Here is a 21,878-nt window from a genome sequence, read left to right as displayed (position 1 = left end):
CCTCCGAGGCTCGGACCCCCGGGCCTTCGAGCCCCCGGCCAACGAACGCCCGGCTCGCGAACGAAGAAAATCCGCAGGTCAAAAGGTTATCCACAGGCTGAAACGGCCGGATCGCCCGCCGCCTAATATGGCCTGACAGCCGTCCGCCACCGAGCGTGGACGGCCTGCGAGGGGGGACGTGCGATGGCGCGATGGGGACGGTGGACGGCGCTGGGAGCCGCCGCCGCACTGCTGGCGACGGGGTGTGGCGGCGGGTCGGGCGGGAGCGGGGACGGTAAGGGGAGGACGGCCGACGTCCACGCCTCGGCCGGCTCCCCCGCGGCGACGGGAACGGCGGCCGCCCCGCCGGCCTCACTGACCGGGCAGAAGCTGGACTGGGGTCGCTGCAAGGGCGCCGGAGGTTCGGCCGCACCGGGCGCCGACTGGCGGTGCGCCACGATGAAGGCGCCGCTGGACTGGTCGAAGCCGGACGGCGACACGATCGGCATCGCTCTGGTGCGTGCCACGTCCAAGGCGAGCGGAGGCGACCGGGCCGGCTCGCTGCTGTTCAACTTCGGCGGGCCCGGCGGCTCCGGCGTCACGACGCTGCCCGCCTTCGGCTCCATGTTCTCCTCGCTGCGCGAGCACTACGACCTGGTGAGCTGGGACCCGCGCTCGGTCGGCGCCAGCGAGGGCGTCCGCTGCCGCAGCGACAAGGACGTCCAGGCCGCCGAGTCGCTGGACTACACGCCGGACACCCCGGCGGAGGAACGGGCGTTCTTCCAGGACGCCACCGACTTCGGCAAGGGCTGCGCGAAGGCGGCGGGCCCTCTGCTGGCGCACGCGTCGACGACCGACACCGCCCGCGACATGGACCTGATGCGTCAGGTCCTCGGCGATCGCAAGACGCACTACTTCGGCATCTCCTACGGCACCGAGCTGGGCGGGGTGTACGCCCACCTGTTCCCCGGGAACGTGGGACGGATCGTCCTGGACGCGGTCGTCGACCCGACCGCCGACGCGGTGGGCCATGCCCAGAACCAGGCGCGCGGCTTCCAGCGGGCCCTCGACGACTACCTCGCGTCGACCGGCGAGGACCCGAAGAAGGGCAGCCGGGAGATCGCGGACCTGCTGCACCGGCTCGACGCCGAGCCGCTGCCCGCCTCCGACGGACGCAAGCTGACGCAGACGCTGGCCCTGACCGGCATCGTGCTCCCGCTGTACAGCGAACAGAGCTGGCCGAGCCTGACCAGCGCCCTGGCGGCGGCGAAGAAGGGCGACGGCGCCGAACTGCTGGCGCTCGCCGACGGCTACAACGACCGCGACTCCTCGGGGCACTACGGCACCTCGGCCCACTCCCAACGGGTCATATCGTGCCTGGACGACAGGCAGCGGCCCACCGCGCAGGAGACGAAGCGGCGTCTGGCGCAGTTCGAGAAGATCTCCCCCGTCTTCGGGGACTTCCTGGGCTGGGACACGGCCGGCTGGTGCCACGACTGGCCGGTGGCCGGGCAGTACGACACCCCGGAGGTGAGCGCACCGGGCGCGGCGCCGATCCTGCTGGTCGGCAACACCGGGGACCCGGCGACGCCGTACGAGGGCGCGCGCAGGATGGCGGACGAACTGGGCAAGGGGGTCGGCGTGCTGCTCACCTGGAAGGGCGAGGGACACGGCGCCTACACGAGCGGGAACGACTGCGTCGCCTCGACCGTGAACGCCTACCTGCTGAAGGGGACGGTCCCGAAGGACGGCAAGGTCTGCTCATGACGACGGCGGGGGCCGCACGCACTCGTGGTACGCGCGGCCCCCGCCGGTCCCACCGGGCGACCCGGTGGGCAGAGCGAACGGCCCTGTCAGTAGACGGGCTTGCTCGGCTCGATCTGGTGGACCCAGCCGATCACGCCACCGCCGACGTGGACGGCGTCCGAGAAGCCCGCGGACTTCAGCACGGCGAGGACCTCCGCACTGCGGACACCCGTCTTGCAATGCAGGACGATCTTCTTGTCCTGCGGCAGGCCCTCCAGGGCGGTGCCCATGAGGAACTCGTTCTTCGGGATCAGCTTGGCGCCCGGAATGGAGACGATCTCGTACTCGTTCGGCTCGCGGACGTCGATGATCTCGATGTTCTCGCCGTCGTCGATCCACTCCTTGAGCTGCTTGGGAGTGATCGTGGCGCCGGCCGCCGCCTGCTGAGCCTCTTCGGAGACGACGCCGCAGAAGGCCTCGTAGTCGATGAGCTCGGTGACGGTCGGGTTGTCGCCGCAGACCGCGCAGTCGGGGTCCTTGCGGACCTTGACCTGCCGGTACTGCATCTCCAGGGCGTCGTAGATCATCAGACGGCCGACGAGCGGCTCGCCGATGCCCGCGAGGAGCTTGATGGCCTCGTTGACCTGGATGGAGCCGATGGACGCGCACAGCACGCCCAGGACGCCGCCCTCGGCGCAGGAGGGGACCATGCCGGGGGGCGGGGGCTCCGGGTAGAGGCAGCGGTAGCAGGGGCCGTGCTCGGACCAGAAGACGGACGCCTGGCCGTCGAAGCGGTAGATCGAGCCCCACACGTACGGCTTGTTGAGCAGCACGCACGCGTCGTTGACCAGGTAGCGGGTCGCGAAGTTGTCCGTGCCGTCGACGATCAGGTCGTACTGGGCGAAGATCTCCATCACGTTCTCGGCTTCGAGCCGCTCTTCGTGAAGGACCACGTTCACGTACGGGTTGATGCCGAGGACGGAGTCGCGGGCGGACTCGGCCTTGGAGCGGCCGATGTCGGCCTGGCTGTGGATGATCTGGCGTTGCAGGTTCGACTCGTCGACCTCGTCGAACTCCACGATGCCGAGCGTGCCCACGCCCGCCGCGGCCAGGTACATCAGCGCCGGCGAGCCCAGGCCGCCGGCGCCGACACAGAGCACCTTGGCGTTCTTCAGCCGCTTCTGCCCGTCCATCCCGACATCCGGGATGATCAGGTGGCGGGAGTACCGTCGAACCTCGTCTACGGTGAGCTCAGAGGCTGGCTCGACCAGGGGTGGCAGCGACACGGGGACTCCGTTGGTCGGTCGATCACTACGGTTGTTCTCCCCGTAACACTGCCACGGCCCTCTTCATTCCGAGACACCTGTTCCAATGCGCGAGACGATTTCGTCCCAGTAGCCGGGCATGGTCTCCCAGGGGTCGGCCAGGCCCGCCCGATCGGCGGCGTCGGTGAACCAGATCGTGCCGGCGCCCTGCCAGCGGGCGATGCGCAGCGCCTCGTCGAGATGGCGGCGCGGCACGCCGTGCACGAGGTGGCAGAAGCGCTCGGGCGGATGCTCGGCGGTCCACTCCGCCACCTGCGACCAGCGGTAGTCGTTCCACGAGCCGCGGAAGGTGACCAACTGCTCGGCGTGTTCGGCGTATCCGGGGTGCGGGTGGGTGCCGTGGCCGAGGACGAGGTGGGGCGCTTCGTGAAGGGTGCGCAGGGTGTCGGTCGTGCGGCGCACCGCGGGCAGCGCGGCGCGCTCGGCGGGACAGCGGTCCAGGAGGAAGCCGTCGACCTGGTACCAGTCCAGGTGACGGCGCGCGTCGAGGACCGTCTCGGCGAAGGCGCGGGCGCCGTGGCGCAGGTCGAGGCGGCCGAGGACGCGGACGCCCGCGTTGCGCAGCCGGCCCGTCCATTCCAGGCAGCGCGGGTCGGGGCGGACGCCGGGCCCGTCGGCGACGTCGAGGACGGCCCAGTGCAGGGGGCGGCCGGGGTGGGTCAGCTCGGCCCACTCGGCCGGGGCGAGGAGGGGGTGGGCGAGGCCCGGAACGCCGAGGCCGGTGCGGACGTCGGTGGTTCCGGCGCTCGCGGTGCCCGCCGGTGTGCCGGTCAGATACGACATGCCGCCTCCATCCAGATGTCGGCGAGGGACTCCTCGAGGTTGATGCGGGGCCGCCAGCCGAGCCGGTCGCGGGCCGTGCGCACATCGGCCTGCTGCCAGCTCCCGCAGCCGTCCGGGTACGGGTACGCGACCGGTCCGGCGTGGTCGGGCTCGAGGCGGGGGTGGCCGATGGCGCTCCGGAGGTGGCCGCCGGGCGGGCCGTCGAGTTCGTGCAGCGCGCCGCCGTACCCGGCCACGCGCGCGAGGACCGCTGCGGCGTCGCGCAGCCGGACGGCGCGGCCGGAGCCGATGTTGATGACGCCCTGGGCCGCGGAGAGGGAGGCCGCGTGCACGGCGCGGGCGACGTCCCGGACGTCGATGAAGTCGCGCTGGACGCCGAGGCCGCCGAGTTTGAGCTCCCCGTCGCCGGACTGCATGGCGCGGCGCATGGCCTCGGCGAGCCGGCCCAGCGGGGAGCCGGCGGGCGTGCCGGGGCCCGCGGGCGAGAACACCCGGAGCACGACGGCGTCCAGACCGGAGCCGAGGACGAGTTCGGTCGCGGCGAGTTTGCTGACGCCGTACGGGCCGCCGGGGCGCGGTACGGCGTCCTCCGCGGTGGAGGAGCCGGGCTGGCTCGGGCCGTACTCGGCGCCGCAGCCGATCTGCACCAGCCGGGCGCCGCAGCCGCTGCGGCGCAGCGCCTCGCAGACGGTGGCGACGGCGACGGTGTTGTGGCGGGTCAGCTCGCGGGCGCCGCCGCGGGTGGTGCCGGCGCAGTTGACGACGACCTGGGGGTGGACCGCGTCGAGGAACCGGGTGAGCGCCCCGGGGCTGCCGGACGCGAGGTCGAAGCGGACGTCGGCGTCGTCGCCGCGGCCGAGCGCGGTGAGCTGCACGGCCGGGTCGGCGAGCAGACGGTCGGCGACGAAGCGGCCGAGGTATCCGTTGGCTCCGATCAGCAGGACCCTCATCGTGCGGCTCCCGGGGCGTGCGTCACGGCGGTGGCGGGGGCCGCGGGGGCTCCGGTCGTCCCGGTCGCCCCGTGTGCTCCGGCGACCGCGGGTGCCCCGGTGGCACCGGTGGCACCGGTCGCTCCGGATCGGGAGGTGGTCATCTGGTCTCTCCTTCGAGGGTGTTGCGGTGGGTCGCGGCCGGGTGCGGGCACGCGCGCGTCGTGCCCTCGGGGCACGGTGGGGGCTGCGTCGCGCGCGGTGGCCGCGGGTGCGGGTGGCGGCGGGCTCGGGTCAGCACGGCTGGTCCGTCCGGGCGTGCGCGGAGGCCCTGGTCAGCGTGCGGGTCGCGTGGATGAGCAGGATCAGGGCGCCGCTCGCGCACACCGCGGAGGGGACGCCGGCCGGGCCCCAGGCGGCCAGGAGGCTCTCGACGGGGGTGGCCAGGAAGCCGCAGCCGGGCAGGCGGCCCGCGAAGACGGTGGCCGGGGCGAGGACCTCCGCCGCCCCTGCGGCCGCGACGACGACGGCGGGGGCGTGGGCGAATCCGTGGACGGTGAGGAGGCGGGCGAGGAAGAGGAGGGCGCCCAGGGTGAGGACCGGGGCGTAGTCGGCGGGCTCGCCCAGGGCGGTGGCGCCGAGGGCGGTCAGGGCGGTGAGCGCGCCGAGGAACAGGGCGAGGGCGGCGAGGAGCAGGGGCTGCACTCCGGCCGCGAACTCCTCCAGGCCGCGGCTGGAGTGCAGCCGGCGGCGGGCCTGGGCGGTGAGGAAGTGGGCGCTCCAGGCGGCGGGCGCGCAGGCCAGGGTGAGGGTGAGCAGTCGGGCGGCGGCGAAGGGCCAGGGGCCGCCCGTCGTGCCGTCGGGCAGCGCGTCGGGACCGCCGTGGACGGCGGCGCGCAGGAGGCCGTCGCCGAGGGCGGTGTAGCCGATGAGCCAGCAGGTCCAGGCCTCGGTCCGCTGGGACCGGGGGTGGGCGCGGCGGTACCCGCTCAGCGGGCCCCGCCGCAGCGTCGCGTGCACGGCGAGCGCCACGGCGAGCAGGCCCGCGGCGGTGACGAGCAGACAGGTCCGGCCGTCGGTGAGGCGCATGCCGGTCAGGGTGGCGGCGCACAGGACGCCGGGCAGGAGGGTGAGCAGCGCCCAGTCGGCACGGGGTCGCGCAGGGGCGGCGGGCGCGGGGGGCGGGGGCGTGTCGCCGTCACGGGGCACGCGGGCGTACATCTCCTCGGCGAGGGAGAAGACGTCGCGGTGCCGGAAGCGCGCGGCGGTGCGGTCGGTGACCCCGTGCGCCTCCAGGCCCGCCGCGATCTCCAAGGGGTCGACGGCGCGTTCGCAGAGTGCGCGGTGGCGGTGCATCAGGGCCTTCACCGGGTCGGCCGCGCCGCGGCGGGTGACGCCGGGCCCGCGGCCGTCGGAGGCTGAGCCCTCGGAGGCTGGACCGTGGGGAGGGGGGTCGTAGGGGGAGGTGCCATCGGGAAAGGGGCCATCGGGGGCGGGGCCGTAGCGGGCGGGGTTCGCGTCGGAGGGGGCTTCGGGGGCGTCCGCCGCGCCGGGCCGGTCCAGTTCGCCGAGCCCGCTCATCGTGCTCCCTCCGTGGCGGCGACCGGCGAGGTCTCCCGCGTCGTCGGTTCCGCCGTCCGAGGCGGGCCGTGCCGGGTGGCGTCCCGCGCGGCGAGGTCGAGCCACAGGCCCGGCAGCCGGGCCTCGGCCGGGACGGCGAACGGCCGGGGCTCGCCGTCGTCGTCGAAGACGTGCGGGCTCACCGGGGCCCGGGAGACGAGGTCCAGGTAGATGCCGTGGAACGCCGCCACGTTCTGCTCGACGGTGAACAGTTCGAGGGCTCGGGCGCGGGCGGCGGCGCCCAGGCGCGCACGGCGCTCGGGATCGCGCAGCAGCGCCCCGCAGGTCTCCGCGAGGGCCCGCGGATTGCGCGGCGGAACGACCAGCCCCGTGCCGCCGACGACCTCGACCACCGCGCCCACGTCGGTGGACACGGTCGCGCGGCCGCAGAACATCGCTTCGACCAGACCGACCGGGAACCCCTCGACGACGCTGGACAGCACGACCACCGCGCCGGCCGCGTACACGTCGGCGAGGGTGGGCGCCTCCGGGCCGCCGATCTCCTCGAAGGACACCGGGTTGTCGCCGACGCTGTGCGGTCCGTCGGCCTCGTCGGGGAAGAGCTGCGCGGCCAGCATCCGGCAGTGGCCGAGGTAGGCCCGGCCCTCCGCGCCGGTCGCGGCGCCGACGATCCTCAGGCGTGCTCTCGGCTCCGCCCTGCGGATCTCCGCGAAGGCGTGCAGCAGGGACACCAGGTCCTTGGCCGGCTCCACCCGGCCCACCCGGACGAGGGTGTACGGGTCGGCGGCGTCCGGGGCGTCGCCCACCCGGGCGAAGCGGGACGCGTCCATGCCGGGGTAGACGGTGCGCAGTTTGGCGCGGTCGGCGCCGCAGCGCTCCTGCCAGCGACGGGCGTGCGCGTTGCCCGGCGTGACACAGGCCGCCCGCCGGTACGCCTCCGCCGCGAGCCTGCCGTGGAAGGCGGCGAGCAGGGAGCGCACGGCGGGCGCGGCCTCGGCCGGGGGCGTGTCGCCGGAGCCGGCGGGCGAGGGTCCGCCCCCGCCCAGGTAGTGCGTGCGCAGCCGTACCCCGTACTCGGTCACCAGCAGCGGCACGTCGAAGAAGTGCCGGGCGAGCAGTCCGGGCAGGGCCGCCGCGCCGCCGGACGTGGCATGGCACAGGTCGACCGAGCCCAGGCCCGCACCGTCGTCGCCGCCGTGGTCGTCGTACCAGTCGAGCGAGAGGGGGCGCAGGGCGCGTTCCAGGTGGGCCGCGACGGTGAGGAGATCCGGTACCCGCGCCTCGCGCGCCGGGCGCAGCGCGCCGGGCGCGCGGCAGGCGCGTTCCAGGGCGCGCACCGCGCCCTCCGAGCGGAGCGCGCCCACGAGCCCGCCCTCGTCGCGGGCGAGTTCGGCGAGGCCGTACAGCGCGTTGGCGAAACGGTCCGCCTGAGCGGTGGACCGGGTCTCGGAGGGCGCCGTCGCGTCGGCGGGCCCGCCCTCGCACAGGACGGCCGCCAGTTCCTCGTAGCACTCCGCGAACCGCCGGCGCGCGCGCCGCCCGTGGGCGACCCCGTCCTCCTCGGCCCGCCACAGCGGCGCCGTGCGCACCTGTCCGACCTGCGGCGGGAGGGCGATCCAGCCCGCTTCCTCCTGCTGTTCGGTCCGGCTGAGCGCGTAGACGTCGAACCGGTGCTGCCCGAGCCCGCGCACGAGCCGGTCGCACCAGACCCCGGCGTCACCGCTCACATACGGATAGCCACCCTCCGTAAGCAGTCCGATGCGCACGCGCTCTCCCGATCTCCCGTTGGGGGAGCCGCCGTTGACCCGGCGGCTCACAGCGGGACGAACGTATGCGGACAAGGCGGTGGTGCGATGGACGGTTGTCCGTCGCACCACCAAAAGGGGTGAACGGACGTAACTTTCCCGTGCGGGTCGCGTTCGCTCGCGCTAAGAGATCAGCCGACCACGCGACGTCACGCCACGGCCCGCGCGCCGGGCCCCGCCGTGGCTCACGGCAGGGCCCGGCGCGAACGGGGACGCTCCGTCAACGCCCGGGGAAGGACCAGGGATTGGGCAGGCAGTGGATGCCGTCGTGGTCGAGGAACTTCGTCTGCTGCTGCATGACGGGCGCGAGTTCGCCGTCCTTGTCGCAGGTGACGTGGCCGAAGCCGAGCCGGTGACCGACCTCGTGGTTGATCAGCATCTGCCGGTAGGCGTACATCCGGTCGCCGAAGGTCTTGGAGCCCTGCGCCCACCGATAGGCGTTGATCATCACGCGCTCGGTGGACGCCGAGTCGCAGGAGACGTTGTCCTCGGTGGTGTCCAGCCCCGACTTGGCGCACCAGACGGCGGTGGTGCCGGGGCTGGCGAGCGTGATGACGAAGTCGGGCCTGCCCGAGTGGATCCGCTCGAAGGTGCGCGCACCGCCGTGGGCCCAGCTGCGGTCGTCGTTGAGCGTCTGCTGCACGGCTTCCGCGAAGAGCGCGCCGTCGAGTCCGAGGCCCTGCTCCACGTCGACGCGGTAGGTGTACTTGCGGCCCTTGCCGGGGGCCTTCGCGACACCCGGGACCGCGTCGAAGACACCCGGCCCCTTCAGCCGGGCGCCCAGGGGGTACCGGGCGGCCATCTTCTGCGCGTAGGTGAGCGCGATCGCTCCGGTGGACGCCGAGGGGGTGGGCCGGTCGTCCCCGCGCGTGGTGTCGTCGGCGGCGCCGGCGCGGTCGGCCGCCGCCTGCGGGCGGACGGCGTCGTCCCGTCCGTCGGTGACCTGCCCGGCCACCACGACGGCCAGCACCGTGGTGACGGCGGCGGCCGCGATGCCGGTGAACGTCCGCCCCTTGGCGCCCTTGGCGGGGGCGGGCACGCCGGTGGACGCCGTGCCGTCGGCCGCGTCGACGTCGGCCGGCGCGGCCGGGTGGGCGTCGCGGGGGCCGGTGCGCGGGCCGGCGGTCGCGGCGTGCGGAGTTCCCTCCCGCGTCTCCCGCGCGCGCGGCGACGCGTAGGGCGTTCCCGCGAAGGCGTCGTCCTCGTCCTCGTCGAAGGCCGCGAGGTAGTCCTCGCGGGGGCCTCGGCGGGGGTTCCGGCGCGGGCCGCCGTCGGGGTCGGGTCGTTGTCGCGGTATCACGGGCTGCCCGGTACCCGCTCGCTGCCTCAACTCACCCCAGCCGCCACCGGCTTCCCGCTGCTCGGGGTGGCCTCCGCGCACCTGCGGGATCCCGCCGCCGGGCGTGGCGTCGGGAAAGCCCGGGAACCCGGAGAACCCGGGAGGACCGGAGGAGGGGGGCGTTCCCTGCCCGGACGGCCCCTCGTGCCGGGAGTACGGGGCCCGCGCGCCGGCGCCCCTGGTGTCGTGCTGCGAAGGCCCCCGCGAGGGCCCCTGTGGCGGTACCTCGGAAGAACCTTTGGCGCCGCCCTTGGCGTCACCCTTGGCGCCGCCCTTGGGGGCGGGCCCGCGCCGGCTGTGGCGTCCCACGTCGGCCTCAGCCCCCGGACTTCTCGGTCGAGGTCTCGGCCAGGAGCTCCCGGAACGCCGACGCGACCGTCTCGGGGTACTCCATCATCGCGACGTGACCGGCGTCCGGCAGGGTGAGCAGCCGGGAGTCGCGGAAGGCGCGGGCGGACCGCTGCGCCATGCGGAAGCCGACGAGCTGGTCGCGGCCGCCGTAGACGAGGAGCGTCGGGGCGAGGACCCGCTCGGCCTGCCGCCACAGCCCGTGCTGGCCGCCCAGGGTGTAGGCGTTGAGCAGCCCGCGCGTGGAACGCGTCAAGGCGTCCCAGAAGTAGGGCAGTTGCAGCCGCCGTTCCAGCTCCTCCACCGCGTGCCGGAACGCCTCGGGGCTCACCAGCGCGGGATCGCCGTAGCAGAGCGCCATGACGCCGCGGACGCGCTGCTCGGCCGTCCACTCACGGGTGAACCGGCTGAAGAGGGCGGCGACGCCGGGCAGTCCCACCAGTCCGGTGGGCACCGCGGTGCGCTGCACCCGCAGTTCCGGCAGGGCGGGAGAGACCAGGGTCAGCGTGCGCACCAGGTCGGGCCGGACCGCCGCGACGCGCGTGCACACCGCGCCGCCGAGGGAGTTGCCGAAGAGGTGGACGGGACCACGTCCGGAGGCGTCGAGACAGCGGATCACCGCACGCGCGTGTGCCGTGACGGAGTAGTCGCCGTCGTCCGGTGGCGGGGAGTCGCCGAAGCCGGGCAGGTCGACGGCCTCGCCGGCCACGACCCCGTCGAGCAGGGCCATCAGGGCGGACCAGTTCTGCGAGGAGCCGCCCAGACCGTGCACGTAGAACGCGGGCGGGAGCCCTTCGCGCGCGGGCGGCCGGGAACGCACCGTCAGCGTGACGCCCGGCAGCCCGACCGACCGCAGCCGTTCACCCTGCGCGACCCGTACCGCGACCGCCTTCGGCAGCACACTGGTGGGCGGCACGGAGGGCAGCTCGGTCGAAGACATGCGGCAATGTTACGAGACGATCACGTGCGCCCTTGTGTGTTCGCCGTCACAGGCATGGACCGAACGCCCGTCGGTCTGCCGCCGCGGCCGCGCCATACCGGCGCGAATCAGGGGCACCCTGCACAGCGATCGCATAGCGTCCGAATCGGGTGTCTCCTAGGCTCGTACCGAGGGCACCCGCTAGTGGCCCCCCGCACCTCGCGGGGCTTTCGCAGGAAGGGAGCCCATCATGTCCGTTGACCCCACCGACCCGGGCACGTTCGAAGAGGACGACGACTTCGGAGAGATCGACGTCGAGGCGCCGGAGAACGACGCCGCCGAGCAGTCCACGGACGTCAAGCCCGAACGCGACGACCCCCTGGAGGACGTGGACCCCGCGCGGGCCGACGAGGCGGATCTCGTCGAACAGGCGCGCGTGGTGCCGCTCGAGGAGGAGGACTATCGCTGACGGCGCTGAGCTGGAGCGGGACGCCAGTATGCCCGGAACGTGATGTTTCGAAACCGTCTCTACCGCTTCTGCCGTCGTCCAGTCCGTGAAATTCTGCGCTCGCACCGCGCGCACGACGGTTACCGAAAAGTACGATGGCGGCGCGGCGCTCACCGCATGAGGACGACTTTGGGAGGCGGCGTGACAGCCATCGAGCAGACAGAGGCGGCGCGCCCGCGGGGCACTCGCCTGCCGCGCCGTGCCCGACGGAACCAGCTGCTGGGCGCCGCCCAGGAAGTCTTCGTCGCACAGGGCTATCACGCGGCCGCGATGGACGACATCGCCGAGCGGGCCGGCGTCAGCAAACCGGTGCTCTACCAGCACTTCCCCGGCAAGCTCGACCTGTACCTGGCCCTGCTGGACCAGCACTGCGAGTCGCTCATCCAGGCCGTGCGCGGCGCGCTCGCCTCGACCACGGACAACAAGCAGCGCGTCCGGGCCACCATGGACGCGTACTTCGCGTACGTGGAGGACGAGGGCGGCGCGTTCCGCCTGGTCTTCGAGTCGGACCTGACGAACGAGCCCGCGGTGCGCGAACGCGTCGACAAGGTGACGACCGAATGCGCCGAGGCGATCTGCGAGGTCATCGCGGAGGACACCGGCCTCTCGCGCGCGGAGTCGATGCTCCTCGCCTCCGGCCTGGGCGGCCTCGCGCAGGTCGTGGCCCGGTCCTGGCTGCACAGCGACCGCAGCGTCCCGCGCGACCAGGCGGTCCAGCTGCTGGCCTCGCTGGCCTGGCGGGGCATCGCCGGTTTCCCGCTGCACGGCACCGACCAGCACTGACCCCGGAGCCGATCGGCCGCTGACCCCGGAGCCGATCAGCGAGGACCGAGGGGCGGTCGACCGCTGCCCGCGAGGGGCGGTCGGCCGTTTGTTCCCGCTCGCTGTTCGCTCCTGGCGTGGACGGCCGGGCCGTGCACGTCCCCTCACCGGGCTAATGTGTGCAGCGTACGGCGCGGACGCCCGCGCACCTCGTGACCGTCGGAGGGACATAGCCGTGGAGGTCAAGATCGGCGTGCTGCACGCGCCTCGCGAGATCGTTCTGGAGAGCGGTCAGACTCCCGAGGAGGTCGAGCGCGTGGTGGCCGAGGCCCTGGCCGGGAAGTCACAGCTGCTCAGCCTCGTGGACCAGCACGGCCGCAAGGTCCTGGTTCCGGCCGACCGTCTGGCCTACGTCGAGCTGGGCGAGCCCGCCCCGCGCAAGGTGGGCTTCGGCGCTCTGTAGGCGAACGAACGCGGGAGGGCCCGTCGACCGAGAGGTGACGCTGTGGGAGACCAGCAGCATCACCGAGAGGTCGCCGGGCCCTCCCGCGTTCACCGTCCCGGAGGACGGGCGTGCTCGCCGTCGCCCTCCTGGACGGGCCCGCCCACCGTGGCATTCGCGAACGGGCGTACTTGCCGTCGGCGTTCGCACCTCGGACCGGATCCGGGCCGCCCGCGAAGTGAGGATTGCCTTTCGCAGGTCACGGGTATGACGGGCTACGACCACGGTGCACAGCCCCGGCGTCTGGGAGGGACCTGCATGATCTTGGAAGCGCTCGGCTCCACTGTGCTCGGCGTCGTGCTCGCGTGGGCGGCGGTCACCCGCCTCTCGCACCGCCTGCCGGTCCGCACCCTCGTCTACGCGACGGGCGTCGCGGGTGCCCTGTTCGGCGACTTCGTCACCCACAGCGCACTCGGAACGGGGTCGGCCCTGCCGAGCCTCCTGGGCGCGGCGACCGTCTCCGCCGCCTCGCTCTCGCTCCTCCTGCGCCCGGCCGGCCTGCGCCGGCGCCGATCAGCGCCGGCGTGACCGAACCCCCGGCCCATGAGCCCTGAGCCGACCTCGACCTCGACCTGAGAGCCCACCGACGGCCCGCGAGACCGCCGACGGCCCGTGAAGGACCGTCGCGTGCGGACCCGGTGCCGAAGCCGAGGTTCCGTGGCGCCGTCCCGCGCGGTCGGTGACGCCGTGCCGGGCGGTCGGCGCGTGACGTCGTCCTAGGCGGCCAGCCCCAGCGCCGCCATCCGCTTGGTGTGCGCCTCGGTGATCCGGGAGAACATGCGGCCCACCTCCGCGAGGTCGAAGCCGTCCGCCACCCCGCCCACCAGCATCGTCGACAGGGCGTCGCGGTCCGCGACCACCCGCTGGGACTGGGACAGGGCCTCGCCCATCAGCCGGCGCGCCCACAGCGCGAGCCGTCCGCCCACGCGCGGCTCGGCGTCGATCGCGCCCCGCACCCGGTCTACGGCGAAGCCGGCGTGACCGGTGTCGTCGAGCACCGCCAGCACCAGCCCGCGGGTGTCCCCGTCGAGCCGCGCCGCGACCTCCCGGTAGAAGTCACTGGCGATCGAGTCGCCGACGTAGGCCTTGACCAGGCCTTCCAGCCAGTCCGACGGAGCCGTCTGCTTGTGGAAGCCGTCCAGCGCGGCGACGAACGGCTCCATCGCCGCCGTCGGCGTCTCGCCGATCTCCGTGAGCCGGTCGCGCAGCCGCTCGAAGTGGTGGAACTCGGCCGACGCCATCTTCGCCAGCTCCGCCTTGTCCTCCAGCGTGGGCGCCAGCTTGGCGTCCTCCGCGAGCCGCTCGAACGCCGCCAGCTCGCCGTAGGCCAGCGCACCCAGCAGGTCCACGACGGCGGCCCGGTACTGCGGGTCGGCGGAGGCCGTCGCCCAGTCCTGGGCGGCGATCCCGGTTGCGGGGGCGGTGTTCTCAGGCTTGTCAGAGGTCGTCATGAAGCGCACAATAGCCCGCTCCCCGCACGGTGGAAGTCCCTGGTCAGTCAGTGTGACAACGAAGACGTACGGGACCGGGCCCGACACTGTGACAACCACAACGTGACCGAATCGGCCATCGCATGTGCACGATTCCGGGGTATGGTGGTAATGCGCCTGCCGAATATTCGACGGGCCGCACGTATGAGGATGCCCGGTCGGTGGCCCGATCGGCTCCGACCCGACAGCCCTCATGGCTCGTACGGCACATCGCGTACGCAGGCCAGAGGGACACCCTCCAGCGGTACGAGCGCTCGAGCGTCGGCAGTGGTCCCGTGCCGAACGGCTTGCCCTCACGGCTCGCCCGTAAGGCCGCCGACGTCCCCGGCACGGTCCGTCAAAGACCCCCGCGCTCGCCTCGCACCGCGCACACAGAAGAGGCAGCACCCTGACTACGACGTTTCGAGAGCTCGGAATCCTTCCCGAGACCGCCGAGGCCCTGGAGGCCGTCGGCATCACCACCGCCTTCCCCATCCAGGAGATGACGCTCCCCGTGGCCCTGTCGGGCTCGGACGTCATCGGACAGGCCAAGACCGGCACCGGCAAGACGCTGGGCTTCGGCCTCCCGCTCCTCGAGCGGGTGACGGTCCCCGCCGACGTCGAGGCCGGCCGCGCCGCGCCCGAGTCCCTCACGGACGCCCCGCAGGCGCTCGTCGTCGTCCCCACGCGCGAGCTGTGCACGCAGGTCACCAACGACCTGCTGACCGCGGGCAAGGTCCGCAACGTGCGCGTCCTCGCCATCTACGGCGGCCGCGCGTACGAGCCGCAGGTCGAGGCCCTGAAGAAGGGCGTCGACGTCGTCGTCGGCACCCCGGGCCGACTGCTGGACCTCGCCGGTCAGCGCAAGCTCGACCTCAAGCACATCAGGTCGCTCGTCCTCGACGAGGCCGACGAGATGCTCGACCTGGGCTTCCTGCCCGACGTCGAGAAGATCATCAACATGCTTCCGGCCAAGCGCCAGACCATGCTGTTCTCGGCGACCATGCCGGGCGCGGTCATCGGTCTCGCCCGCCGCTACATGTCGCAGCCCACGCACATCAACGCCACGTCGCCCGACGACGCGGGCCGGACCGTGGCGAACACCAAGCAGCACGTGTACCGCGCGCACAACATGGACAAGCCCGAGATGGTCGCGCGCATCCTCCAGGCCGAGGGCCGCGGCCTGGTCATGGTGTTCTGCCGTACCAAGCGCACCGCGGCCGACCTCGCCGACCAGCTCCAGCAGCGCGGCTTCGCCTCCGGCGCCGTCCACGGCGACCTCGGCCAGGGCGCCCGCGAGCAGGCGCTGCGCGCGTTCCGCAACGGCAAGGTCGACGTCCTCGTCTGCACCGACGTCGCCGCCCGCGGCATCGACGTCGAAGGCGTCACGCACGTCATCAACTACCAGTCCCCCGAGGACGAGAAGACGTACCTGCACCGCATCGGCCGCACCGGCCGCGCGGGCGCCAAGGGCATCGCCGTCACGCTGGTCGACTGGGACGACATCCCGCGCTGGCAGCTCATCAACAAGGCGCTGGAGCTCGACTTCAGCGACCCGCCGGAGACGTACTCCACCTCTCCGCACTTCTACGAGGAGCTCGGCATCCCGGCCGGCACCAAGGGCATCCTGCCGCGCGCGGAGCGCACGCGTGCCGGACTCGACGCCGAGGAGCTCGAGGACCTGGGCGAACCGGGCGGCCGGGGCGCACGCGGTCGCAACGACCGCAACGACCGCGGCGGCCGGGACCGCGGCGGACGTGGCGAGCGGGGCGACCGCGGCGGCCGCAACGGCTCGCGTTCGGACGACCGGCCCGCTGAGCAGTCCGACGAGCGTGAGCGTTCGGCGCGCACGCCGCGTCGCCGCCGCCGCACGCGCAACGGCGCCCCCCTCGACGCGACGTCCGCGCCCGCCGGGACGGTCGCTGCCGAGCAGGCCCCCGCGGCCGCGCAGCAGCCGGCGGACGAGACCGCCGCGACGCGCACCCCGCGCCGCCGTCGCCGCACCCGCACGGGCTCCGCGCCCGAGATCGCGGCCGCGACGACCCTGACGGGCGCCGTCGACCCCGCCGCCGAGGCCGCCGTGGCCGCGGTCGCGACGGTGGAGAGCCCGGTCCCGGACACCCTGAGCGCCCCGGCGCAGGAGGCGACGGAGGATGCGGCGAAGCCGCGCCGCCGCCGTACCCGCAAGGCCGCCGAGGCAGTGGCAGCGCCCGCCACCACGGGCACGGAGCCGCCGGCCGCCGAGGCCCCCGCGGCCGAGGCCGTCGTCGACACGGCGGAGGCCGTGGACGGCACGCAGGCCAAGCCCCGCCGCCGCACCCGCAAGGCAGCGGCCGCCCCGGCCGAAGCCGCGGTCGACACGGCGGAGGGCGTGGACAGCGCGGAGGCCAAGCCGCGCCGCCGCACCACCCGCAAGACGGCCGCCCCGGCGGAGACCGCCGTGGACATCCCGGCCCAGGCCACCCAGGAAGCGGAACCCGCCAAGCCGCGCCGCACCCGCAAGACCGCCGCCACCGCCCCGGCCACCGCCGAGGCCGAGGCAGCGGCCACCGCACAGGGCGCGGTCGACACGGCGGAGGCCGCCGAGGCCAAGCCGCGCCGCCGCGCCACCCGCAAGGCCGCCGCCCCGGCGGAAGCCGCCGTGGACACGGCCGAGGGCGTGGACAGCGTCGAGGCCAAGCCCCGCCGCACCCGCAAGGCAGCGGCCGCCCCGGCGGAAACCGCGGTCGACACGGCCGCGGGCGTGGACAGCGCTGAGGCCAAGCCGCGCCGCACCCGCAAGACGGCCGCCACAGCCGTCAAGGCCACGGAGACCGAACCGGCCGCCGAGACCGTCGAGGCCAAGCCCCGCCGCACCCGCAAGGCAGCGGCCGCCCCGGCCGAAGCCGCGGTCGACACGGCGGAGGGCGTGGACAGCGCGGAGGCCAAGCCGCGCCGCCGCACCACCCGCAAGACGGCCGCCCCGGCGGAAGCCGCCGTGGACATCCCGGCCCAGGCCACCCAGGAAGCGGAACCCGCCAAGCCGCGCCGCACCCGCAAGACCGCCGCCACCGCCCCGGCCACCGCCGAGGCCGAAGCAGCGGCCGAGGCGAAGCCCCGGGTGCGCCGCGCCCGCAAGGCGACGGCCGCCGCGGAGCCCGCGGACGGCTGAGCGAACGCGTACGACCCGGCGGCCCGGTCCCTCTCACGAGGGGCCGGGCCGTCGGCGTTCCCCTGAGCGGGTCCCGGCGAGGGCGCGCCGCGAGCCCTGCCGGTAGCCTCGGCACGTGACCAGGCCGAGCATCGCCACCCCCTTCCCGCCCCCTCCCGGCGCGCGGGCGTACGCGCTGCGCACCGACCGCGGTGAGTTCGCCGTCGTCGACTCGCCCGTTGCCGCCGGTGTCGAGCCCCGCGGTGTCGCGCTGCTGCTGCCCGGCTTCACCGGGAGCAAGGAGGACTTCCACCGGCTGCACGCGCCGCTGGCGGCCCGCGGCTACCGGAGCATCGCCGTGGACGGCCGCGGCCAGAACGAGTCCGACGGCCCCGTGGAGGACGAATTCCCCTACGCGCAGGGCGAATTGGCGAGGGACGTGCTCGCGCAGGCGGCCGCACTCGATGCCCCGGTGCATCTGGTGGGGCACTCCCTGGGCGGGCAGATCGCCCGGGCCGCCGTGCTGGCGGACCACTCCCCCTTCGTCTCGTTCACGCTCATGTCCTCGGGCCCCGGCGAGATCTCGGAGTCCCAGAAGCAGCGGGTGAAGCTGCTGCACGACGCGCTCGCGGTGATGTCCATGCCGCAGGTGTGGGCGGCGATCCTGGCGATGGGGCCGCCCGGGGAGGTCGGCGGCCCGGCCCGCGGCTTCGGCAAGCTGGACCAGATGCGGCTGCGCTGGCTGAACCACAAGCCCGCCCAACTCCTCGCCACCGGACGGCAGTTGTGCGTCGAACCGGACCGTGTGGGCGAACTGGCGGCGGTGCCGCTGCCGATGCACGTCCTCTCGGGCGCGCGGGACGACACCTGGCCGGTGCCGCTCCTGGACGCCATGGCCGTGGACCTGGACGCGCACCGCACGGTCGTGCCGGGCGCCGAGCACTCGCCGAACCTGGACAAGCCCCTGCCGACGGCCCACGCCCTGGCCGACTTCTGGGACCGCGGCCACTGAACCGACGCGGCCGCCGGGCCCTGAGGTCCAGTGCTGGTCTGGTACTGGTCTGATGCTGGTCTAGTACTGCGTCCGCACGTGCTCCCAGAAGCCGTCGCGCAGCGATCGCCTGAGGTCGGCCTGGCCGCGCAGGGAGTACTGGAGGATGCCCTCGGCCTCCACGAGGAGGTCCTGGTCCACGGAGCCGGGGAGGTAGGGGTGGCCCGGCAGGAGTTCGGCCAGCGTCTCCCTGCCCCGCGCCGCCAGCCATTTCGCCGCGACCTGCGCCCCGACGAAGCGCACGGCCTCCCGGCTGGGGCGGCTCGCGCCGCTCCCGTCGTAGGCGACGGTGCGCCGTGAGACGTACGGCTTGAAGAAGTCGAGGTCGAGGGTGCGCTGACTGTCCACCTCCCAGAGCAGCGGCTCGGCCTGGTTGCGGCCGTCCGGCGCCTCGATGCCCCACAGGTGGACGCGCGCGCCGTACCCCTGGGCGGCCTCGACCGCCGAGACGAGGTCCTCGTCACCGCCCAGCAGGGCCGCGTCGCTGATGGCGCGGTGGCGGGCCAGGGACTCCAGGTCCGTGCGGATGAGCGAGTCGACGCCCTTCTGCTGGTTGTTGGCGTTGAGGTTGCCCAGGCGCACCTTGACGTCCGGCAGCTCGGCGATGGACTGCTGCTCGGCGGTGTGGATGCGGCGCCGGGCGCCGTCGTACCAGTAGACGCGCAGCAGGCGGCTGTCGGCGAAGATCGAGCGGGCGCGGTCGATGAGCGCCTCGATGAGGCCCTCGGCGTCGAGGTCGAAGGCCCGTCGGTCCTCCGTCCCGGCCACCAGGCGTCCCGCCGCCGCGTACAGGTATCCCGCGTCGACGAAGATCGCGTGGGTCGAGGGTGTCTTGGCCACCTCGGCGAGCATGCGCGTGAGCAGCTCGTTCGTGCGGTCGATACGGGCGGCGAGGGCCGGGAGGTCGTCGTTCATCGCCCCCCATTGTCCCGGTGGTCACGCTGCGAACACAACCGGTCCCGTTCAGTCTCCGCAAACCCCCTTACTCGTTAGTAATTAGTCGTTCGAAAAATTTCTTTAGCGTAGGGAATGTTCGTAACATGCGCCGTGTTGACTACTCATGTAGCAGCACGCACAGCAATCCTCCGCGAGGGGGATGACCAGACGAAGGGAGAAGCAATGCGCTTCGAAATCATGCGACTCGACGACGTCGACGGCACGCCCGTGGACAGCACCGTCGTGGACGCCGCCTCCGTCAACCGGATCGTTCAGCAGGCCGCCGCCATCGGGCAGCGGCTGTGGATCCGTCCGGCCGACGCCTCGGCCTCATAACACGGGTCCCGCACAGATTTCCAGAGCCCCCCACGGCCAGGCCGTGGGGGGCTCTGTGTGCTCTGTGCGCAGCGGGCCCGTTCAGCTTCCCCGGACGACCTGGGTGATGCCGTTGATGATCTGCTGGACGGCGATCGCGGAGAGCATCATGCCGGCGAGGCGGGTCACCAGGACCACGCCGCCGTCCTTGATGACCCGGATGATCAGCAGCGAGTACCGCATGACCACCCACAGGACCACGTGGATGGCGAGGATCGCCGCCCACACCGAGACCTGCGTGGCGACGCTGTCGGCCTTCTGCACGGCGAGGATGACGGACACGATCGCGCCCGGTCCGGCCAGCAGGGGCATGCCCAGCGGGACGAGGGCGACGTTGACGTCCTTGGTCTGCTTCGGCTCGTCGGTCTTGCCGGTGAGCAGGTCGAGCGCGATCAGCAGGAGCAGCAGTCCGCCCGCGATCATCAGGGCGGGCACCGAGACGTGCAGGTAGTTCAGGATCTGGTGGCCCAGCAGTCCGAAGACGGCGATGACGCCGCCCGCCACGCAGACCGCCTGGAAGGCCATCCGCTTCTGCACCTTGCCGGGGCGTCCGGCGGTCAGGGCGAGGAAGATCGGGGTGATCCCGGGGGGATCCATGATGACGAAAAGGGTGAGGAACAGGGAGCCGAAGACGGCGACGTCGAACATCAGTGCGAGAGCCTTGCGGGGAAGAAGTCAGAAGGGGGACGTGAGGACGAGCCTCAGGCTCCGCCGGCGCCCGGGACCGGGAACGCTCCGGTGGCGCGCCGGGTGATCTCCCCGTACACCTCGGGGTCGGTCGTGTACTCGCCCAGCTCGCACGTCTTGCGGCTGCCGTGGTAGTCCGAGGAGCCGGTGACCAGCAGCCCCAGGTCCTTCGCCAGCCCGCGCAGCCGTCCCCGCGTGTCCGCGTCGTGGTCCATGTGGTCGACCTCGATGCCGTCGAGGCCGGCGGCGGCCAGTTCGGCGATCGCCGACTCCGGCACCGTGCGCCCCCGCTCCGCGGCGGCCGGGTGGGCGAACACGGTGACCCCGCCCGCGCCCTTGACCAGCCGGATCGCCTCGAACGGGTCGGTCTCGTGCTTCTCCGCGTAGGCGCGTCCGCCGTCGGCCAGCCAGTCCTGGGTGAAGGCGTCGCTCACGGTGGGGACGACGCCCAGCTCGACCAGGGCGGCGGCCACGTGCGGACGTCCGACGGACCCCTCCCCCGCGATCCGCGCGACCTGCTCCCAGGTGACGGGCACGCCCAGTCCGTTCAGCTTGGCCACCATCGCCCGCGCCCTGGGCACCCGGTCGTCGCGCACCAGCTCGCGCTCGGCGAGCAGGGCGGGCTCCTCGGGGTCGAAGAGATAGGCGAGCATGTGCATGCTGACGCCGTCGATCCGGCAGGACAGCTCGGCGCCGGTCACGAGCGTGAGCCCGGACGGCAGCGCGGCGACGGCCTCCGCGTATCCGCGGGTGGTGTCGTGGTCGGTCAGCGCGACGACGTCCAGACCGGCGGCGGCCGCGTTGCGGACCAGCTCGGCCGGGGTGTCCGTACCGTCGGACGCCGTGGAGTGGCAGTGCAGGTCGATGCGCACGACGCGGGCTCCAGACGGTGACGGACGGAAGGGGACGCCCCAGCATAGCCGGTGGCCGGCCCCCTCATGTCACACCCGAAACCGCCGAGCACCCCCTACATGCGCGAGGGCGGCACTACGGCTTGAGCAGGCGGGGCGACAGGGCTCCGCACGGGACCAGCTCGACCTCCGCTCCCGCGTCCCTCAGGTCCGTCAGCACCAGTTCGTCGTACATCAGCAGCCCTGACTGCTCGGGCCAGACCACCGCCCACAGCCACAGCCCCCGGGCCTCGCCCGCGAACACCGCGCGGTCGTCCGGTGTGGCGGAGACATGCCACAGGGGGGTGGGGCGGCCGGCGGCGAGCACCTTGGCCTGCGGGGGTTTCTCGACGCTCATGTAGGGCCCCGGATCGGGCCCGTCCACGCCCGCGTAGCGCGCGCCGAGGCCGACGCCGAGTTCCTCGGCGATCAGGATCAGCTCACCCACGCCGCCGAGCGGACCGGGCCCCGTGCAGGCCACCGCGGTCGCGCGGCCGCCGCTGCGGTCGTCGCCCGCGTACGTCACACCGGTGAAGAGCCAGCCGACCGGCAACGGCCACGGCATCCACACGGGTACCTGCGTGCGGTGCACGACGACGCCGAGGGCCTCGACGCTGGGCGGGATCACGGGCTGCAGCGGATGGACCGTCCCGTGCATGTCGCACTGCCAGGAATCGGCGAAGAGTCCGGGAGCCCTGACCCGGCCACCACACTTCGGGCAACTGGGTTCGCCCCTCATAGAGCCCCACGGTCCTACCCGATCCCGCCCACGTCAAGGACGATCACCCGTCCGGACGGAATCCGGCCGAGGAAG

The 21,878-nt window shown here is 73.5% G+C and carries 20 protein-coding genes; 8 read left to right on the top strand and 12 right to left on the bottom strand.

Annotated features, from left to right (window positions below):
- Nucleotides 1-183: 183 nt before the first annotated feature.
- A complete protein-coding gene (locus tag OG802_RS23500) occupies nucleotides 184-1,746 on the top strand; it encodes an alpha/beta hydrolase (protein ID WP_329413383.1) in 1,563 nt (520 codons plus the stop codon).
- An 86-nt stretch (nucleotides 1,747-1,832) separates the two neighbouring features.
- Here the strand turns inward: OG802_RS23500 and moeZ are convergent, their stop codons facing one another.
- The 7 genes from moeZ to OG802_RS23465 all read right to left on the bottom strand — a co-directional run bounded on the left by moeZ (nucleotide 1,833) and on the right by OG802_RS23465 (nucleotide 10,775).
- A complete protein-coding gene (moeZ, locus tag OG802_RS23495) occupies nucleotides 1,833-3,011 on the bottom strand; it encodes an adenylyltransferase/sulfurtransferase MoeZ (RefSeq protein WP_329413381.1) in 1,179 nt (392 codons plus the stop codon).
- A gap of 63 nt (nucleotides 3,012-3,074) precedes the next feature.
- A complete protein-coding gene (locus tag OG802_RS23490; protein WP_329413379.1) occupies nucleotides 3,075-3,833 on the bottom strand; it encodes a spherulation-specific family 4 protein in 759 nt (252 codons plus the stop codon).
- A complete protein-coding gene (locus tag OG802_RS23485; protein WP_256917992.1) occupies nucleotides 3,821-4,783 on the bottom strand; it encodes an NAD-dependent epimerase/dehydratase family protein in 963 nt (320 codons plus the stop codon). Before OG802_RS23485 ends, OG802_RS23490 begins: the two co-directional genes overlap by 13 nt.
- Nucleotides 4,784-5,056: 273 nt before the next feature.
- Nucleotides 5,057-6,343 carry a hypothetical protein gene (locus OG802_RS23480; RefSeq protein ID WP_329413377.1) on the bottom strand — a complete coding sequence of 429 codons (1,287 nt, stop codon included), beginning with the start codon at nucleotides 6,341-6,343 and terminating at the stop codon, nucleotides 5,057-5,059.
- On the bottom strand, nucleotides 6,340-8,109 hold the full coding sequence (locus OG802_RS23475; protein WP_329413375.1) for a DUF3492 domain-containing protein: 1,770 nt from the start codon (nucleotides 8,107-8,109) through the stop codon (nucleotides 6,340-6,342). The genes OG802_RS23480 and OG802_RS23475 overlap by 4 nt, the downstream gene beginning before the upstream one ends.
- 259 nt (nucleotides 8,110-8,368) lie before the next feature.
- Nucleotides 8,369-9,796, bottom strand: coding sequence for a DUF3152 domain-containing protein (locus tag OG802_RS23470; RefSeq protein WP_329413373.1), 1,428 nt, complete (start codon nucleotides 9,794-9,796; stop codon nucleotides 8,369-8,371).
- Between the two features lie 7 nt (nucleotides 9,797-9,803).
- On the bottom strand, nucleotides 9,804-10,775 hold the full coding sequence (locus OG802_RS23465) for an alpha/beta fold hydrolase (protein WP_329413372.1): 972 nt from the start codon (nucleotides 10,773-10,775) through the stop codon (nucleotides 9,804-9,806).
- Between the two features lie 229 nt (nucleotides 10,776-11,004).
- Between OG802_RS23465 and OG802_RS23460 the strand changes: the two genes are divergently transcribed.
- The 4 genes from OG802_RS23460 to OG802_RS23445 all read left to right on the top strand — a co-directional run bounded on the left by OG802_RS23460 (nucleotide 11,005) and on the right by OG802_RS23445 (nucleotide 13,054).
- Nucleotides 11,005-11,223, top strand: coding sequence for a hypothetical protein (locus OG802_RS23460; RefSeq protein ID WP_329413370.1), 219 nt, complete (start codon nucleotides 11,005-11,007; stop codon nucleotides 11,221-11,223).
- Between the two features lie 180 nt (nucleotides 11,224-11,403).
- Nucleotides 11,404-12,045, top strand: a complete 642-nt coding sequence (locus OG802_RS23455) for a TetR/AcrR family transcriptional regulator (protein WP_256910718.1) — start codon at nucleotides 11,404-11,406, stop codon at nucleotides 12,043-12,045.
- 214 nt (nucleotides 12,046-12,259) lie between these two features.
- The gene (locus OG802_RS23450) at nucleotides 12,260-12,487 is read left to right on the top strand and encodes a DUF3107 domain-containing protein (RefSeq protein WP_020130831.1); all 228 of its coding nucleotides are present in this window, start codon (nucleotides 12,260-12,262) and stop codon (nucleotides 12,485-12,487) included.
- Between the two features lie 297 nt (nucleotides 12,488-12,784).
- Nucleotides 12,785-13,054: a hypothetical protein gene (locus tag OG802_RS23445; RefSeq protein ID WP_329413366.1), complete on the top strand. Its 270-nt coding sequence runs from the start codon at nucleotides 12,785-12,787 to the stop codon at nucleotides 13,052-13,054.
- Between the two features lie 188 nt (nucleotides 13,055-13,242).
- On the opposite strand, the gene OG802_RS23440 is transcribed toward OG802_RS23445, so the two are convergent.
- Nucleotides 13,243-13,986: a ferritin-like fold-containing protein gene (locus tag OG802_RS23440; protein WP_329413365.1), complete on the bottom strand. Its 744-nt coding sequence runs from the start codon at nucleotides 13,984-13,986 to the stop codon at nucleotides 13,243-13,245.
- A gap of 511 nt (nucleotides 13,987-14,497) precedes the next feature.
- On the opposite strand from OG802_RS23440, the gene OG802_RS23435 reads away from it, so the two are divergent.
- Nucleotides 14,498-17,146: a DEAD/DEAH box helicase gene (locus OG802_RS23435; protein ID WP_329413363.1), complete on the top strand. Its 2,649-nt coding sequence runs from the start codon at nucleotides 14,498-14,500 to the stop codon at nucleotides 17,144-17,146.
- A gap of 115 nt (nucleotides 17,147-17,261) precedes the next feature.
- Nucleotides 17,262-18,137, top strand: coding sequence for an alpha/beta fold hydrolase (locus OG802_RS23430; RefSeq protein ID WP_329413361.1), 876 nt, complete (start codon nucleotides 17,262-17,264; stop codon nucleotides 18,135-18,137).
- A 60-nt stretch (nucleotides 18,138-18,197) separates the two neighbouring features.
- On the opposite strand, the gene OG802_RS23425 is transcribed toward OG802_RS23430, so the two are convergent.
- A complete protein-coding gene (locus OG802_RS23425) occupies nucleotides 18,198-19,091 on the bottom strand; it encodes an NYN domain-containing protein (protein WP_329413359.1) in 894 nt (297 codons plus the stop codon).
- 204 nt (nucleotides 19,092-19,295) lie between these two features.
- Between OG802_RS23425 and OG802_RS23420 the strand changes: the two genes are divergently transcribed.
- Nucleotides 19,296-19,448 carry a hypothetical protein gene (locus OG802_RS23420; protein WP_094103735.1) on the top strand — a complete coding sequence of 51 codons (153 nt, stop codon included), beginning with the start codon at nucleotides 19,296-19,298 and terminating at the stop codon, nucleotides 19,446-19,448.
- 81 nt (nucleotides 19,449-19,529) lie between these two features.
- Here OG802_RS23420 and OG802_RS23415 read toward each other — a convergent pair whose 3' ends face one another.
- From OG802_RS23415 to OG802_RS23405, 3 genes are all read right to left on the bottom strand, one after another.
- Nucleotides 19,530-20,135: a MarC family protein gene (locus tag OG802_RS23415; protein WP_329413356.1), complete on the bottom strand. Its 606-nt coding sequence runs from the start codon at nucleotides 20,133-20,135 to the stop codon at nucleotides 19,530-19,532.
- 53 nt (nucleotides 20,136-20,188) lie between these two features.
- Nucleotides 20,189-21,046 carry a PHP domain-containing protein gene (locus tag OG802_RS23410; RefSeq protein ID WP_329413355.1) on the bottom strand — a complete coding sequence of 286 codons (858 nt, stop codon included), beginning with the start codon at nucleotides 21,044-21,046 and terminating at the stop codon, nucleotides 20,189-20,191.
- Between the two features lie 115 nt (nucleotides 21,047-21,161).
- Complete coding sequence (locus tag OG802_RS23405; protein ID WP_329413352.1) at nucleotides 21,162-21,803, bottom strand: DUF6758 family protein; 642 nt, start codon at nucleotides 21,801-21,803, stop codon at nucleotides 21,162-21,164.
- Between the last annotated feature and the right edge of the window lie 75 nt (nucleotides 21,804-21,878).

Source organism: Streptomyces sp. NBC_00704 (assembly GCF_036226605.1).
GTDB lineage: Bacteria > Actinomycetota > Actinomycetes > Streptomycetales > Streptomycetaceae > Streptomyces.
This window is presented reverse-complemented; position numbering and strand designations above follow the sequence as displayed.

Bases quoted from the DNA above. Each gene is read 5' to 3' on its own strand.
- OG802_RS23500 (WP_329413383.1), top strand. From the start codon at position 184: ATGGCGCGATGGGGACGGTGGACGGCGCTGGGAGCCGCCGCCGCACTG.
- OG802_RS23485 (WP_256917992.1), bottom strand. From the start codon at position 4,783: ATGAGGGTCCTGCTGATCGGAGCCAACGGATACCTCGGCCGCTTCGTC.
- OG802_RS23415 (WP_329413356.1), bottom strand. From the start codon at position 20,135: ATGTTCGACGTCGCCGTCTTCGGCTCCCTGTTCCTCACCCTTTTCGTC.
- OG802_RS23480 (WP_329413377.1), bottom strand. From the start codon at position 6,343: ATGAGCGGGCTCGGCGAACTGGACCGGCCCGGCGCGGCGGACGCCCCC.
- OG802_RS23425 (WP_329413359.1), bottom strand. From the start codon at position 19,091: ATGAACGACGACCTCCCGGCCCTCGCCGCCCGTATCGACCGCACGAAC.
- OG802_RS23445 (WP_329413366.1), top strand. From the start codon at position 12,785: ATGATCTTGGAAGCGCTCGGCTCCACTGTGCTCGGCGTCGTGCTCGCG.
- OG802_RS23465 (WP_329413372.1), bottom strand. From the start codon at position 10,775: ATGTCTTCGACCGAGCTGCCCTCCGTGCCGCCCACCAGTGTGCTGCCG.
- OG802_RS23490 (WP_329413379.1), bottom strand. From the start codon at position 3,833: ATGTCGTATCTGACCGGCACACCGGCGGGCACCGCGAGCGCCGGAACC.
- OG802_RS23405 (WP_329413352.1), bottom strand. From the start codon at position 21,803: ATGAGGGGCGAACCCAGTTGCCCGAAGTGTGGTGGCCGGGTCAGGGCT.
- OG802_RS23435 (WP_329413363.1), top strand. From the start codon at position 14,498: ATGACGCTCCCCGTGGCCCTGTCGGGCTCGGACGTCATCGGACAGGCC.
- OG802_RS23420 (WP_094103735.1), top strand. From the start codon at position 19,296: ATGCGCTTCGAAATCATGCGACTCGACGACGTCGACGGCACGCCCGTG.
- OG802_RS23460 (WP_329413370.1), top strand. From the start codon at position 11,005: ATGTCCGTTGACCCCACCGACCCGGGCACGTTCGAAGAGGACGACGAC.